Source organism: Streptomyces sp. NPDC052012, assembly GCF_040689265.1.
Classification (GTDB): Bacteria; Actinomycetota; Actinomycetes; order Streptomycetales; family Streptomycetaceae; genus Streptomyces.
This window is the reverse complement of record NZ_JBFAXA010000003.1, coordinates 336436-351085: the sequence shown is the minus strand read 5'-3', so window position 1 is coordinate 351085 and position 14650 is coordinate 336436. Positions and strand designations below refer to the sequence as shown.

Annotated in this window: 12 protein-coding genes; 6 read left to right on the top strand and 6 right to left on the bottom strand. The window is 72.3% G+C overall.

From position 1 onward, the window contains the following. Positions 1 to 2 precede the first annotated feature (2 nt). Both AB0412_RS08755 and AB0412_RS08750 read right to left on the bottom strand, forming a co-directional pair. Positions 3 to 1046 (bottom strand): DUF2637 domain-containing protein, encoded by a 1044-nt coding sequence (locus AB0412_RS08755; RefSeq protein WP_366401794.1) that lies wholly within the window; start codon positions 1044 to 1046, stop codon positions 3 to 5. A gap of 232 nt (positions 1047 to 1278) precedes the next feature. After that, entirely contained in the window at positions 1279 to 2124 is an 846-nt protein-coding gene (locus AB0412_RS08750) for a (2Fe-2S)-binding protein (protein WP_366401793.1), read from the bottom strand. A gap of 187 nt (positions 2125 to 2311) precedes the next feature. Here AB0412_RS08750 and AB0412_RS08745 point away from each other — a divergent pair, with 187 nt between their 5' ends. Next, positions 2312 to 3154, top strand: coding sequence for a GntR family transcriptional regulator (locus tag AB0412_RS08745; protein WP_366401792.1), 843 nt, complete (start codon positions 2312 to 2314; stop codon positions 3152 to 3154). A gap of 120 nt (positions 3155 to 3274) precedes the next feature. Here the strand turns inward: AB0412_RS08745 and AB0412_RS08740 are convergent, their stop codons facing one another. Together AB0412_RS08740 and AB0412_RS08735 are read right to left on the bottom strand one after the other, a co-directional pair. Beyond that, positions 3275 to 4042 (bottom strand): hypothetical protein, encoded by a 768-nt coding sequence (locus tag AB0412_RS08740; protein WP_366401791.1) that lies wholly within the window; start codon positions 4040 to 4042, stop codon positions 3275 to 3277. A 210-nt stretch (positions 4043 to 4252) separates the two neighbouring features. Beyond that, positions 4253 to 5926 (bottom strand): PucR family transcriptional regulator ligand-binding domain-containing protein, encoded by a 1674-nt coding sequence (locus AB0412_RS08735; protein ID WP_366401790.1) that lies wholly within the window; start codon positions 5924 to 5926, stop codon positions 4253 to 4255. A 364-nt stretch (positions 5927 to 6290) separates the two neighbouring features. Between AB0412_RS08735 and AB0412_RS08730 the strand changes: the two genes are divergently transcribed. From AB0412_RS08730 to AB0412_RS08715, 4 genes are all read left to right on the top strand, one after another. Then, positions 6291 to 7190 (top strand): xanthine dehydrogenase family protein subunit M, encoded by a 900-nt coding sequence (locus AB0412_RS08730; RefSeq protein WP_366401789.1) that lies wholly within the window; start codon positions 6291 to 6293, stop codon positions 7188 to 7190. After that, on the top strand, positions 7190 to 7771 hold the full coding sequence (locus AB0412_RS08725) for a (2Fe-2S)-binding protein (protein WP_366401788.1): 582 nt from the start codon (positions 7190 to 7192) through the stop codon (positions 7769 to 7771). Before AB0412_RS08730 ends, AB0412_RS08725 begins: the two co-directional genes overlap by 1 nt. 2 nt (positions 7772 to 7773) lie before the next feature. After that, the gene (locus tag AB0412_RS08720; RefSeq protein WP_366401787.1) at positions 7774 to 10158 is read left to right on the top strand and encodes a molybdopterin cofactor-binding domain-containing protein; all 2385 of its coding nucleotides are present in this window, start codon (positions 7774 to 7776) and stop codon (positions 10156 to 10158) included. A gap of 252 nt (positions 10159 to 10410) precedes the next feature. Beyond that, the gene (locus tag AB0412_RS08715; protein ID WP_366401786.1) at positions 10411 to 11877 is read left to right on the top strand and encodes an NCS2 family permease; all 1467 of its coding nucleotides are present in this window, start codon (positions 10411 to 10413) and stop codon (positions 11875 to 11877) included. Positions 11878 to 12090: 213 nt separating this feature from the next. Here AB0412_RS08715 and AB0412_RS08710 read toward each other — a convergent pair whose 3' ends face one another. Both AB0412_RS08710 and AB0412_RS08705 read right to left on the bottom strand, forming a co-directional pair. Further along, a complete protein-coding gene (locus AB0412_RS08710) occupies positions 12091 to 12534 on the bottom strand; it encodes an SRPBCC family protein (RefSeq protein WP_366401785.1) in 444 nt (147 codons plus the stop codon). A gap of 83 nt (positions 12535 to 12617) precedes the next feature. Then, positions 12618 to 13397, bottom strand: coding sequence for a polysaccharide deacetylase family protein (locus AB0412_RS08705; RefSeq protein WP_366401784.1), 780 nt, complete (start codon positions 13395 to 13397; stop codon positions 12618 to 12620). A 139-nt stretch (positions 13398 to 13536) separates the two neighbouring features. On the opposite strand from AB0412_RS08705, the gene AB0412_RS08700 reads away from it, so the two are divergent. Beyond that, positions 13537 to 14499: an NAD-dependent epimerase/dehydratase family protein gene (locus tag AB0412_RS08700; protein ID WP_366401783.1), complete on the top strand. Its 963-nt coding sequence runs from the start codon at positions 13537 to 13539 to the stop codon at positions 14497 to 14499. Positions 14500 to 14650 lie beyond the last annotated feature (151 nt).

Genomic DNA, 14650 nt, shown 5'->3' with positions numbered 1-14650 from the left:
CCTCAGCCGAACTGCTGCTCCAGGTCCTTGAGCTTGCGCTCGAGGGAGTCCAGCCGCGGCAGGGCCTGAGTGTCGTCCTCGGCGGTGAGGTCCACGGTCACCGGATCAGTGGATCCGCGCACCGGCTGGAGGGAGGGTCGCGTGCGCATGGGCAGGGGCTCCGGCGCCGATATGGCAGGCTCCGCGGAGACCACCGACTCGCGCTCCACCGTCGTCGCGGCCTCCAGCTGACGTCCGCCGCCGCGGCCCACGAAACCCCGGTGACCGCGGCTGATGGCCTTCAACTGGGCCCGCTCCACCCGCTCCTGCTCGCGCCGGCGGCGGCGTTCCTGGTCCTTCTGCCGCTGGTCCTCGCGGACCTCCTCGACCGCCTCGTCGAGGCTGCGTACACCCTCCAGCAGCATCAGCGACCAGGCCCGGTAGGTCTCCCGGGGCGCCCTCAGCCAGCGCACGATCCGGATCTGCGGCAACGGGCGCGGCACCAGGCCCTGTTCGCGCAGGGCGGCCCGGCGGGTCTGCTTCAGCGCGCGGTCGAACAGCACCGCCGCCGACAGGGACATGCCCGCGAAGAAGTGCGGGGCGCCCGCGTGCCCGACGCCCCGGGGAGCGTGCACCCAGTTGAACCAGGCCGCCGCGAAAGCGAACGTCCACACGAGTATCCGCGAGCCGAGCGCCGCGTCACCGTGGCTGGCCTCGCGCACGGCGAGCACCGAGCAGAACATCGCCGCGCCGTCCAGGCCGAAGGGGACGAGGTACTGCCAGCCGCCGGACAGGCCGAGGTTCTGCTCACCGAAGCCGACCAGGCCGTGGAAGGAGAGCGCCGCGGCCACCGCCGCACAGCAGAACAGCAGGACGTAGGAGACGGTGCCGTAGATGGCCTCCTTGCGCCTGCGGCGCTCCTCGCTGCGCTCCCACGAGTCGTCCGCGCTCGTGTCCTTGACCGAGGAGCGCTTGCCGCGCGCGAGCACCGCCACCGCCGCCAGCATGCCCAGGAGCAGCACGGCGCCCGGAAGCAGCCAGTTCAGCGATATGTCGGTCAGTCTCATCTAGGGGTCCCTTGCATTGGGATAGGGCGTAACGCCCGCCATAGTGGCCCAATCCCTTCGGCCCTCAGGGGGTTTCGGGGCAACAGGCCGCCAAGGAGGCGCAAGGGACCGCTCCAGATGCCGTTACGCTCGAACTGCCGCTTGAATGGCGGTAGTTGAGTTCGAATAAGTGTGACCTTGCGGGTGGTTCGGGAGACGGGTGATGCCGGTGGTGCGGGCGGCCGGCGGTGCGTCAGCCGGCCTCGGCCATCGCCCTGCCGGCCCGCTGGGTCGCGCAGGTGCGCGGGCAGGTGGCGCAGATGTCGTCCGGGCGCAGCGTGTAGAACATGCAGCAGCTGACCCGGTCCCGGGTGTGCGCGGGCTCACCGGCGGAGCCGGCGGACCGGCGGAACGCCGCGGCGCCCACGTACGGCTTGGTCGTGCCCGGCAGCAGCAGCTCCAGCTCGCGCATCGCCCGCTCCTCCTCGCCGAGCAGCCGGCCGACGTACCACAGGCTCTCCACGACCTCGTCGGTCGCCATGCCCCACAGGGCCCGGCCGCGCCGCCGCATGCGGGGGCCGAAACCGGCCAGGACGGGTTCGAGATGCTCGGAGACCGCCGCCCGTACCTCCGCGCGCAGCGCGTCCTCGTCCGGGACGACCCGGGCGCCGGGCAGGTCCGCGGCCGGGTCCCCGGGCAGACAGGCGAAACCGGCCGGGCGCACCGCCATGCGGCCGACGGCGAGGCCAGGCGCCGTGCGGTCGAACGAGACGTGTGTCACGGGGTAGCGCGGGACGCGGCGGTGCAGGAACCACGGCACCGTGATCAGCAGACAGGCGGGCCAGGCGTAACGGTGCAGGCCGAAGCTGGCCACCACGTCCGGGCGGGCCCGCATGCCGTAGTCACGCTGGACCTGGCCGTCGTCCCAGGTCAGGAAGGCCTCCAGGCCGGCGCCGCCCTCGGCGAGCGCGGACGCCGCGACCCAGCCGCCGCCCGTCGGCGCCTCCTCGCCGGCGCCGAGCTCCGTGACGGCGAGTGCCGGGAAGGCCGTGGTCAGGCGGTCGTAGGCGTCCGCGACGGCCGAACCGGGCACAGGCATGGGACCACCCATTCACGTGTCGTGGGACCGAGTCGTTGCACGAGCCGGACAAGGTAAGGCTCACCTTACCGAATGTCGGTGGGATGTGAACCGGAGGGCCGCTGCGCTTATGGTGCTTGACGGACGAGTAGCAACCCGCCGTAATGACCCCAAGTACCGATACGTCCGTACGCCGTCAGGAGGACCCGTGAAGCAGGGCGCCCAGGGCTCCGCCGAGCCCGGCATACGCGGCGGCGTCCGGGTGCCCGCCCAGCCCGGGCGGGAGGACGTGGACCGGGGCTACCGGCAGCGGCAGCGGGAACGCCGGGCGGACGAGGCGGAGACCGCCGGACCCGCCCACGACACGGCGGTACGCGGCGAGCACACGCACAGCGAACCGGCCCCGGTGCGGCCGGCGCGGCCGGTCGTGCAGCGGGCCTCGGTGCGCGGGCAGGTCCTCGCCGCGCTGCGCACCGCGCTGGTGAGCGGCGAACTGCGGCCCGGTGAGGTGTACTCCGCGCCGGTGCTCGCCGAGCGGTTCGGGGTGTCCGCGACGCCCGTACGGGAGGCCATGCAGCAGCTCACCCTCGAAGGCGCGGTCGAAGTGGTGCCGAACCGGGGATTCCGGGTCGTGGAGCGGGACCGGCGGGAGCTGGCCGAGCTGGCGGAGGTCCGGGCGCTGATCGAGGTCCCGGTGATGCTTCGGCTCGCCCGGACGGTGCCGGCCGAGCGGTGGGCGGAACTCCGCCCCCTGGCCGAGGCGACGGTGCGGGCGGCGTCCTCCGGATGCCGCGCGACGTACGCGGAGTCCGACCGCGCGTTCCACCGCGCGGTGCTGTCGCTCGCCGGCAACGACCAGTTGGTCCGCATCGCCGAGGATCTGCACCGGCGGGCGCAGTGGCCGCTGGTCGGCGCGACGCCGGTGGGCCGGGCCCGCGCGGACCTGATCGCCGACGCCCATGAACACACGGCGCTGCTGGACGCATTGATCGCCGGGGACGAAGAGGTCGTACGGGCGTTGGTCGAGGAACACTTCACGGGCGCCCGCTGATCGGCGCGGCACGTCTGCCCGCAGCTACGACGCACCTAGAGGGGCGCAGTGAACCGCGCGACCAGCCACGGACTACCCGCAGTCGGCCTGCGACAGAACCGCCCCCTCCAGTAGCCGCATCTACGCCGTCGCCGCCCCCGCCGCCGGCGGTGTCAGATGGCGGGACAGCCACGTCGGCACGCCACCCAGGAGACGGAACAACCGGCGCGCCTCCTCCCGCAGGCGGGACGCCTCCGGTTCCGTCTCCGTCTCGGCCAGCGACACCAACGCGGGCGCCGTCCCCACCAGGAACCCCAACTCCTCCCGGATCCGCAGCGATTCGGCGAAGCCGTGCCGCGCCTCCGCCAACTCCCCCTCCCGCAGCGCCAGTCCCGCAAGATGCCGCCACGTCGCCGACAGCAGCAGCGGATCCGCGTGCGCCGTCGCCCCCGCATGCGCCCGGCGATACGCCGCCCGCGCGGCCTGCGGCGACCGCGTCAGGTTCTCGGCGATCAGCCCGCGCCGGAAGTCCAGCAGCGCCCGCCCCGGCGCCCCCGGCGCGATCAGCGCCGCCGCCCTGCCCAGCGCCGCCCGCGCCTCGTCCGCCCGGTCGCGGACCTGGAACAGTGTCGCGGCGTACGCCAAGTACCCGCGTTCACAAGCGGCTGCCCCCCGCTCGTCGTCGCTGTGGGCCAGCGCCTCCGCCGTCCGCAGCGCGTCCTCCGCCTCCTCCCAGCCCGCCTCGGTGTACAGGCACCGCTCCACCAGCAGCGACGCCCGCTGCAGGGCGGCCGTCGCGGTGGCGGGGGTGAGCAGGGCGGCCGCGTCGGCCCAGCAGCCGCGGGAGCGCAGCCGCCATACCGCGGTCTGGAGGGGATCGTCACCGGCGGTCGTTCCGTTACCAGACATGGCGGTATGCGCCACGTTGCCCTCCCCGAGCACGCCATCGAGCTGTTGAGTGGTGGCCGCATCTCAGCACGAACAACGGGGCCGGGCCAAGAGGGTGGGTGAAGGATTTCACAAAGTCGTGGGGCGCGAAGCCGGAACGCGGAAGCGGACCGAGGGGCGCGCCCGCCCGCACGCGCCCCTCGGTCCGCCCGGCCCCTTCCGTCCCGCCCCTCAGCTCATCCGCAACGCCAGGAAGAAGTCCAGCTTGTCCTCCAGCCGGGACAGATCCCGGCCCGTCAACTGCTCGATCCTGCCCACCCGGTACCGCAGCGTGTTGACGTGCAGATGAAGGCGCGACGCGCAGCGCGTCCAGGAGCCGTCGCAGTCGAGGAACGCCTCCAGCGTGGGGATCAGTTCGGCGCGGTGACGGCGGTCGTAGTCCCGCAGGGGGTCCAGCAGCCGGGCGGTGAAGGCCCTGCGCACGTCGTCCGGGACGAAGGGGAGCAGCAGCACGTGCGAGGCCAGCTCCTGGTGGCCCGCCGCGCAGACCCGGCCCGGCCGCGCTCCCGCGACCCGGCGGGCGTGCCGTGCCTCCTCCAGCGCGCCGCGCAGCCCCTCGGCCGAGTGCACGGCCGCGCTGACGCCGAGGGTGAGCCGGCCGTCGCCGTCGAGACCGGCCGACAGCGGGTCCCGTACGGACTCCAGCAGGACGTCGGCCGGCACACCCTGCTCCGAGCCGTCGTGCTCGCTCGTCACCGCGGGCAGCGGGACCAGCGCGATCGCCTCCTCGCCGGTGTGCGCGACCGCGATCCGGTCGGACGGCTCGGGCCCGGTCGACGCCGGGTCGACCAGGATCTCCTCCAGCAGCGCCTGCGCCACCGGCCCGCCCTCCAGCTCCGCGCCGTCCCACTCCACGCGGGCGACGACCACCTGCCAGTGCGGCGCCGCCCCGAGCCCGGGCAGCAGCACCGGCGCGGCCACCCGCAGCCGTGCCGCGATCTCGGCCGGTGCCGCGCCCGCCTGCACCAGCTCCAGCACCTCCTGCGCGAGCCGCCGCCGCACCGTGCGCGCCGCGTCCCGGCGGTCGCGCTCCACCGCGATCAGCTGGGTGACCCCGTGCAGCAGGTCGAGCCGCTCCTCGGCCCACTCCCCGGCGTCCGCCTCGACCGCCAGCAGCCAGTCCGACAGCACCGTCTCGCGCACGTCCCGGGCCGGCTGCGGGGCGCGTCCGGTGCTGCGCACCGGGAACAGGCTGTAGGTCGTCTGCCCCAGCGTCACCCGGTGCGGTCCGCGCCGCCCGGTGCGGGCGGCGGCCAGCTGCTCCGTCGCGAGCCGTGCGCACACCTCGGCGGGCAGCGCAGGCCCCGCCTCCTTCGGCCCGGCGATCAGCCGGCCGGTCGGCGACAGCACCCAGGCCCGCAGGTCCAGGTCGGAGCCGAGCAGGTCGAGCACCACATCGGGGCCGCCGCCCGCGGGTCCGGAGGTCATCATCCGCCGGTGCCGGTCCACCACGGCCGCCAGATCCCCGGCCCGCTCACCCGACACCTGCCGCACCACGTGCTCGGTGATGGTCGCGAACGCCACCGACTCGTGCACCGCGAACAGCGGCAGACGGTGCCGCGCGCACGCCACCACCAGATCGTCCGGGACGTCGCCCAGCTCCGCCTCACCCGCCGCGAGGGCCACCACTCCGGCCTGCACCAGGATCCGTACGAACGGCTCGGAGTCCGCGGCGTCACGGCGCCAGGCGAGGCCCGTCAGCACGAGTTCCCCGCCCGACAGATAACGGCTGGGGTCCCTGAGGTCGGTGGTCATCACACCGCGCACGGTGCGGTCCAGCTCGTCCTCGCCGCCGAGCAGCTTCAGGCCCAGCGCATCGGTGTCCAGCAGTGCGCGCAGCCGCATTCTCGTCGCCGCCGTTCTTTGTCTCGATATCTACGATGAAGCGTGAAGTCGATCTTCCGCGGATCTTCGGCGAGGGCCCGTCGGGTGGCTGAGCAGCGATGTCGGCCGTCTCCTGGACTGTGTCCTCTGTTTCCGGAGGAAGGTCAGGAGGCTACAGACGACCTCCGTTCATACGAATCTACAAGATGCCCTGGTTGGCCAGCCAACTCCTTCATGGTTTCCGTGACTGACCCCTGCGGAGCACAGGGCGGTGTACTGAGTCCGATCCGAGTGAACAGCACATGAACGAGCCGGCCCCACCGGACATGGATTGGCTCGATCTGCACGAACCGCGAACCGCACGAGACGACGAAGGGAGCCGGTCATGGACTTCCTGCGCCCCACCAGCTGGGAAGAGGCGCTCGCCGTGAAGGCCGAGCATCCCACCGCCGTGCCGATCGCGGGGGGCACCGATGTGATGGTCGAGATCAACTTCGACCACCGCCGGCCCGAGTACCTGATGGACCTGAACCGTATCGGGGACCTCTTCGAGTGGGAGACCGGCGAGGACAGCGTGCGGCTCGGCGCCTCCGTGCCGTACTCGAAGATCATGGACCACCTGCGCTCCGAGCTGCCGGGACTCGCCCTGGCCTCCCACACGGTCGCCTCCCCGCAGATCCGCAACCGCGGCGGAGTCGGCGGCAATCTCGGCACCGCCTCCCCGGCCGGTGACGCGCACCCGGCGCTGCTCGCCGCCGGTGCCGAGGTGGAGGCCGAGTCGGTGCGCGGTTCCCGCCGCATCCCGATCGACGACTTCTACACCGGCGTGAAGCGCAACGCGCTGGCGCCCGACGAGCTGATCCGCGCCGTGCACATCAAGAAGGCCGACGGCCCGCAGCAGTTCTCCAAGGTCGGCACCCGCAACGCCATGGTCATCGCGGTGTGCGCCTTCGGTCTCGCGCTGCACCCCGATACCCGTACGGTGCGCACCGGCATCGGCTCGGCCGCCCCGACGCCCGTCCGGGCCGAGGCCGCCGAGGAGTTCCTGAACGCTGCCCTGGAGGAGGGCGGCTTCTGGGACAACGGAAAGATCATCACCCCGTCGGTCGCCCAGCGGTTCGCGGACCTGTGCGCCGCCGCCTGCAACCCGATCGACGACGTCCGGGGCACCGCGCGCTACCGCCGCCACGCGGTCGGCGTCATGGCCCGCCGCACGCTGACCTGGACCTGGGAGTCGTACCGCGACGCCCGCCGCACCGCTCATCGGAAGGGGGGCGCTGCGTGATGCGTGTCCACTTCACCGTCAACGGACGCCCGCAGGAAGCCGACGACGTCTGGGAGGGCGAGTCCCTGCTGTACGTGCTGCGCGAGCGGCTCGGGCTGCCCGGCTCCAAGAACGCCTGCGAGCAGGGCGAGTGCGGTTCCTGCACGGTCCGCCTGGACGGCGTGCCGGTGTGTTCCTGTCTGGTCGCCGCGGGTCAGGTCGAGGGCCGCGAGGTCGTGACCGTCGAGGGGCTGGCCCAGTACGCGAGGCAGCGCGCCGAGGGCGGCTGCGCGACCGGCGCCCGCGGGACCCCGCTCGAGGAGGCGAGGACCTGGCAGGCCGAGGGGACCGACTCGCAGACGGGCGAGGGCACCGCACTCTCCCCGGTGCAGCAGGCGTTCATCGACGCCGGCGCCGTCCAGTGCGGCTTCTGCACGCCGGGCCTGCTCGTCGCCGCCGACGAGATGCTGGAGCGCACCCCGAACCCGACCGACGAGGACATCCGCGAGGCGCTGTCGGGCAACCTGTGCCGCTGCACGGGCTACGAGAAGATCATGGACGCGGTCCGCCTGGCGGCCGCCCGCCAGTCCGAGGGGGTCTGACCATGCCGGCCAACGGTGCACCCACGAAGCTCACGCAGGGTTCGCAGACCAGGGGCGGCATCGGCGAGTCCACGCTCCGCCCGGACGGCACCCTGAAGGTCACGGGTGAGTTCGCCTACTCGTCCGACATGTGGCACGAGGACATGCTCTGGGGCCAGATCCTGCGCTCCACCGTCGCCCACGCCGAGATCGCCTCGATCGACACCTCCGAGGCCCTCGCGACGCCCGGTGTCCACGCCGTCATGACCTACGACGACCTGCCGACCGAGGTGAGGAACTACGGCCTGGAGATCCAGGACACCCCGGTCCTCGCCCACGGCAAGGTCCGCCACCACGGCGAGCCCGTCGCGATCGTCGCCGCGGACCACCCGGAGACCGCGCGCCGCGCCGCCGCCAAGATCAAGGTGGACTACCGCGAGCTGCCCGTCGTCACCGACGAGGCCACCGCGCTCGCCCCCGGCGCGATCCTCGTCCACGACAACCGCGACGACCACCACGCCGCCCACGTCCCGCACCCGAACATCGTGCACCGCCAGCCGATCGTCCGCGGCGACGTGGAGGAGGCGCGCAGGCGGGCCGACGTGATCGTCGAGGGCGATTACACCTTCGGTATGCAGGACCAGGCCTTCCTCGGCCCCGAGTCCGGCCTCGCCGTGCCCGAGGAGGACGGCGGCGTCCACCTCTACATCGCCACCCAGTGGCTCCACTCGGACCTGCGCCAGATCGCGCCCGTGCTCGGCCTGCCCGAGGACAAGGTGCGCATGACCCTGGCCGGTGTCGGCGGCGCGTTCGGCGGACGCGAGGACCTGTCCATGCAGATCCACGCCTGTCTGCTCGCCCTGCGCACGGGCAAGCCCGTCAAGATCGTCTACAACCGCTTCGAGTCCTTCTTCGGCCACGTCCACCGCCACCCCGCCAAGCTCCACTACGAGCACGGCGCGACGAAGGACGGCAAGCTCACGCACATGAAGTGCCGGATCGTCCTGGACGGCGGTGCCTACGCCTCCGCCTCCCCGGCGGTCGTCGGCAACGCCTCCTCCCTGTCCGTCGGCCCGTACGTGATCGACGACGTGGACATCGAGGCGATCGCCCTCTACACCAACAATCCGCCCTGCGGCGCGATGCGCGGCTTCGGCGCCGTCCAGGCGTGCTTCGCCTACGAGGCGCAGATGGACAAGCTGGCGAAGAAGCTGGGCATGGACCCGGTGGAGTTCCGGCAGCTCAACGCCATGGAACAGGGCACCCTCATGCCCACCGGGCAGCCCGTCGACTCCCCGGCGCCGGTCGCCGAACTCCTGCGCCGCGTCAAGGCGATGCCGATGCCGCCGGAGCGCCAGTGGGAGTCCAGCGAGGGTGCCGACGTACGCCAGCTGCCGGGCGGCCTGTCCAACACCACGCACGGCGAGGGCGTCGTCCGAGGCGTCGGCTACGCGGTCGGCATCAAGAACGTCGGCTTCTCCGAGGGCTTCGACGACTACTCCACGGCGCGCGTGCGCATGGAGGTCGTGGGCGGCGAGCCCGTCGCCACCGTGCACACCGCGATGGCGGAGGTCGGCCAGGGCGGCGTCACCGTCCACGCGCAGATCGCCCGCACCGAGCTGGGCGTCACCCAGGTGACCATCCACCCCGCCGACACCAAGGTGGGCTCGGCCGGTTCGACCTCCGCGTCCCGCCAGACGTACGTCACCGGCGGCGCGATCAGGAACGCCTGTGGACTCGTCCGCGAGAAGGTGCTGGAACTCGGCCGGCGCAAGTTCGGCCCGTACCACCCCGCCTGGGCCACCGCCGAACTCGTCCTGGAGAGCGGCAAGGTGGTCACCGACGGCGGCGAGGTGCTCGCCGACCTGGTGGACGTCCTGGAGGACGAGGCCGTCGAGGTCGAGGAGGAGTGGCGGCACCGGCCGACCGAGCCCTTCGACCTGCGCACCGGCCAGGGCCACGGCCACGTCCAGTACTCCTTCGCCGCACACCGCGCCGTCGTCGAGGTCGACACCGAGCTCGGCCTGGTGAAGGTGATCGAGCTGGCCTGCGCGCAGGACGTCGGCAAGGCGCTCAACCCACTGTCCGTCCTCGGCCAGATCCAGGGTGGCACCACCCAGGGCCTGGGCGTGGCGGTCATGGAGGAGATCATCGTCGACCCGAAGACCGCGAAGGTCAGGAACCCCTCCTTCACGGACTACCTGATCCCCACCATCCTCGACACGCCGACCATCCCCGTCGACGTGCTCGAACTCGCCGACGACCACGCGCCCTACGGCCTGCGCGGCGTCGGCGAGGCCCCCACCCTGTCCTCGACTCCAGCGGTCCTCGCAGCCATCCGCGACGCGACGGGCCTGGAGCTGAACAGAACCCCGGTACGCCCGGAACACCTCACAGACACGGTGTGACGTTCGCTGAGACAGACGGAACGTCGTAACACCGCTGCCGTTGCGGGCAGTCGTGCCTCCCCAGGGCGGCACGGGTGGGCGCAACGGCAACCCCGACGCCGGGCAACCGTGCACACCGCACGGTCACCCAGGCGCCGGTTCCCCACACACAAGGTGCAGTACCGGGCCGTCCCCCGGGTCTGGCACCTCCCAAATCCCGGCTCTCGCCCAGCGCAGCGCCCGGGTGCCCCTATGAACCTTGGGAGATGGCGCATGACCCAGCAGTCAGTGGAGCCCAGGACCACTGCCGAGGACGCGGGCGCGGGAACCCGCGTCCCGGCCGGCCGGTCCTGGCTCGACCGGTACTTCCACATCACGCACAGAGGATCGACGGTCGCACGTGAAGTGCGCGGCGGCATCACCACCTTCATGGCGATGGCGTACATCCTCCTGCTCAACCCCCTGATCCTGTCCGGTGAGGACGCCGCGGGCAACACGCTCGGACAGACCGGACTGATCACGGCGACCGCGTTCGCCGCCGCCCTCACGACGTTGCTGATGGGCTTCGTCGGCAAGGTGCCGCTCGCCCTCGCCGCCGGCCTCTCCGTCTCCGGAGTGCTCGCCGGCCAGGTCGCGCCCGAGATGACCTGGCCGCAGGCCATGGGCATGTGCGTGATGTACGGCGTGGTCATCATGCTGCTGGTCGTCACCGGCCTGCGCGAGATGATCATGAACGCGATACCGCTCGCGCTCAAGCACGGCATCACGATGGGCATCGGACTGTTCATCGCCCTGATCGGCCTCGTGAAGGCCGGCTTCGTGCACGAGAACCCGGCACCCGGCGGCGGCCCGGTGCTGCTCGGCCCGGGCGGTGAACTCGCCGGCTGGCCGGTGCTGCTGTTCGCCGTGACCCTCCTCGCCATCTTCATGCTCCAGGCGCGTGGTGTCCCCGGCGCCATCCTGATCGGCATCGTCGGCGGCACGGTGCTCGCCGTCGCGCTCAACGCGTTCGGGGTCATCGACCCCGAGCAGTGGGCGAGCGGTGCGCCCGAACTGCACGGCAGCGCCGTCTCGATGCCCGACTTCTCGGTGTTCGGACAGGTCGAGTTCGGCGGCTGGGGCGAAGTCGGCGCGATGACCGTCGGCATGATCGTCTTCACCCTCGTGCTCGCCGGGTTCTTCGACGCCATGGCGACGATCATCGGCGTCGGCACCGAGGCCAAGCTCGCCGACGACAAGGGCCGGATGCCGGGTCTGTCGAAGGCGCTGTTCATCGACGGCGCGGGCGGCGCGATCGGCGGCGTCTCGGGCGCCTCCGGCCAGACCGTCTTCGTCGAGTCGGCGACCGGCGTCGGCGAGGGCGCCCGTACGGGCCTGTCCTCCGTCGTCACCGGACTCTTCTTCGCCGCCTGTCTGTTCTTCACCCCGCTCACGGCGATCGTGCCGGGCGAGGTCGCCGCGGCGGCGCTGGTGGTGATCGGCGCCATGATGATGATGAACGCCCGGCACGTGGACTGGGCCGACCGCGCCACGGCGATCCCGGTCTTCCTCACGGTCGTCCTGATGCCGTTCACCTACACCATCACCACGGGCGTGGCCGCGGGCGTCATCTCCTACGTCGCCATCAAGATCGCCCAGGGCAAGGCGCGCGAGATCGGTGCCTTCATGTGGGGACTGACGGTGATCTTCCTGATCTACTTCGCCCTCAACCCCATCGAGGGCTGGCTCGGCGTCCACTGACCGGGCCGCACCGCCCCCTCCGCCGCACCCGCTGTCGTGGCGGGGACCGAGAGATGCTGGACATCGCCGAAGAGCTGAACCGGCGGGTCGGTCTCCGGCGGTTGTGTCGAGGGGGCGGTGTACGCGCTGCGCGAGCAGGCGCTGCGCGGCGCCGGCCACGGTGCCGCGCTCACCGACAGGGTGTGACGGCACCGGACCGGCCGCCGGTGTGTGTCATTCCGCCGTTCTCAGCAGCCGGTTCACCTCCCGGCCGAAGACATGACGGCCGACCCGGGCCAGCACGCGGTCGACGGGGGCCGGCAGGAAGCGGACGCGGATCTCCTCCCGCCACAGCACCCGCGCCCGGCCGCCCGGACCCTGCCGTACCTCCATCTCGGCCCAGCCCCTGACGACCCGCCCGCGCTTCTCCAGGCGGCACAGGCCGGGGGAGTCGTCCCGCGGCGGCTGCCACACCGTCACCTCCATCGGGTCGTCGAAGGCCAGCGGGCCGAGACCCGTGCGGGCGACGACCAGTGTGCCCTCGGCGGTGGGCGGGGGAGTGGTGACGGTGACCCGGGTCAGGGGGACCGCCTCGCCGTGCCGGTGCCACCGGGTGAGCCGGCGCCATGCCTCGTCGACGGGGAGCGGCACGGTGCGCTGGAGCTGGAATTCGGCCACATGGGGATCCTATGGAATCCGCCCCGGCCCGCGGCCCGCCCCGGACACCGTCACCCGGTCGGCTCAGTCGGCGGCCGTCCCGCTCACGGCCGGTACACCTTCCCCGGCTCCGCCTTCCCCGGGGCCAGGAGCTGAGGGACCGTCACGAACACGTATCCGCGCTGCTTCAGCGCGTCGATGATGCCGGGTACCGCCGGGACCGTCCCGTCGTAGAGGTCGTGCAGCAGGATGATGCCGTCGCGGGAGGACTGGGCGAGGACGCGGCGGGTGATCAGCTCGGAGTCGGTGGTCCGGTAGTCCTTCGCGGTCACGCTCCACAGGACCTCCGCGAGGCCCAGTTCGCGGCTGATCTCGTGCACCGTGTCGTCGGTGCGGCCCTGCGGCGGGCGCATGAGGGTGGGGCGGCGGCCGGTGAGGCGTTCTATCTCCTCGTTGGTGCGCGCGAGTTCCTGGCGAATCTCCTCCGGCGGCAGCTCGGTGAGCCTGCGGTGGGTCCAGGTGTGGCTCGCCACCTCGTGCCCCTCGTCGGCCATGCGCCTGACGAGCTCGGGGTACTTCTCGATGTGGCGCCTGCCCAGCAGGAAGAACGTCGCCGGGACGTGTTTCTCCTGGAGGATGTCCAGCAGGCGTGCCGAGTGCTCACTCGGCCCCGCGTCGAATGTGAGTGCGATGCACTTGGCCTCGCGGCAGTCCACCGCGCCGAAACGGGCCTGGACGTCCGTGGCCCGGGCGGCGCTCGGCGCGGTCGCCGCCACACGTGTGCAGCCACTCAGGGCCACCGTCGCGGCCAGCGCCGCCGCCACCGTCGCGACGGCGCGGAACGCGGCCCCCGTTCTGTGCATCTTCCTGGTCAGAGAAGGCATGGCGGGACTATACATAGCGTGTATACGCGCAATGTATAGTCCCCTTGGTGTGCTCTCGCGCGGGCGCTCACAGGCATGTGAGAGTCGTCACCGGTTACTCGCGCCGTCGTCCCTGCGAGGCGAGAGCGAGGAGAGCGCCGTGAGCGGACTTCCCTGGCGCCGGGCCCTGGTGACCGGCGGGGCCGGGTTCGTCGGATCGCACCTGTGCGCGCGGCTGGTCCGCGCCGGAACCGAGGTCGTGTGCCTGGACAACCTGTCCACCGGTGCGCGGGCCAATGTCACCGGCCTCGAACAGCGGCCCGGCTTCCGCTTCGTGCGCGCCGACGCCACCGACGCCGCCGCGCTCGCCGCCCTCCCCGGCCGCTTCGACCTCGTCCTGCACTTCGCCTGTCCGGCCTCACCCGCCGACTATCTCCGGCTGCCGCTCGAAACCCTCGACGTCGGCAGCACCGGCACCCGCAACGCGCTGGAGCGGGCCCGCGCCGACGGGGCCCGCTTCCTCCTCGCCTCCACCTCCGAGGTGTACGGCGACCCCCTGGAGCACCCTCAGCACGAGGACTACTGGGGCAACGTCAACCCCGTCGGCCCGCGCAGTGTCTACGACGAGTCCAAGCGCTTCGCCGAGGCCCTGGTCACCGCCCACCGCCGGGTGCACGGCACCGACACCGCCATCGTGCGCATCTTCAACACCTACGGCCCCCGGATGCGCACCGGCGACGGCCGCGCCGTGCCCACCTTCATCGCGCAGGCCCTCGACGGCGCGCCCCTGACCGTCGCCGGCGACGGCAGCCAGACCCGCTCCCTGTGCTACGTCGACGACACGGTCGACGGCGTCCTCGCGCTCGCCGCGTCCGACGAGACCGGCCCCGTGAACATCGGCGGGACCGACGAGATCACCGTCCTGGAGCTGGCCCGCCGGATCGTCGGCCTCACCGGCTCCGCCTCCCGCATCCGGTTCGTGGACCGCCCCGTCGACGACCCCGCCCGGCGCCGCCCCGACACCCGGCTGGCCCGCGAGCGCCTCGGCTGGCAGCCGTGCGTCGGCTGGACCGAGGGCCTGCGGCGCACCGTCGGCTGGTTCTCCCACGCCGCCGCGGCGTGAGCCGGGCCGTCCACGCTCTGTGTCCACTGCCGCGCCCGCCGGACCTCGTACCGGCTGCCTCGCTCACTCTCCGTGCGCGCTCCGCCTCTCGCGGCGACAAAATACCCCAATCCGGTGCAAGCTGTCTCCAAGTGTTTGATTCAGCTGCAGT

Coding starts and splice junctions, on each gene's coding strand:
- AB0412_RS08755 (WP_366401794.1), bottom strand. CDS start 1,046: ATGAGACTGACCGACATATCGCTGAACTGGCTGCTTCCGGGCGCCGTG.
- AB0412_RS08750 (WP_366401793.1), bottom strand. CDS start 2,124: ATGCCTGTGCCCGGTTCGGCCGTCGCGGACGCCTACGACCGCCTGACC.
- AB0412_RS08740 (WP_366401791.1), bottom strand. CDS start 4,042: ATGTCTGGTAACGGAACGACCGCCGGTGACGATCCCCTCCAGACCGCG.
- AB0412_RS08735 (WP_366401790.1), bottom strand. CDS start 5,926: ATGCGGCTGCGCGCACTGCTGGACACCGATGCGCTGGGCCTGAAGCTG.
- AB0412_RS08730 (WP_366401789.1), top strand. CDS start 6,291: ATGGACTTCCTGCGCCCCACCAGCTGGGAAGAGGCGCTCGCCGTGAAG.
- AB0412_RS08725 (WP_366401788.1), top strand. CDS start 7,190: ATGCGTGTCCACTTCACCGTCAACGGACGCCCGCAGGAAGCCGACGAC.
- AB0412_RS08720 (WP_366401787.1), top strand. CDS start 7,774: ATGCCGGCCAACGGTGCACCCACGAAGCTCACGCAGGGTTCGCAGACC.
- AB0412_RS08715 (WP_366401786.1), top strand. CDS start 10,411: ATGACCCAGCAGTCAGTGGAGCCCAGGACCACTGCCGAGGACGCGGGC.
- AB0412_RS08705 (WP_366401784.1), bottom strand. CDS start 13,397: ATGCCTTCTCTGACCAGGAAGATGCACAGAACGGGGGCCGCGTTCCGC.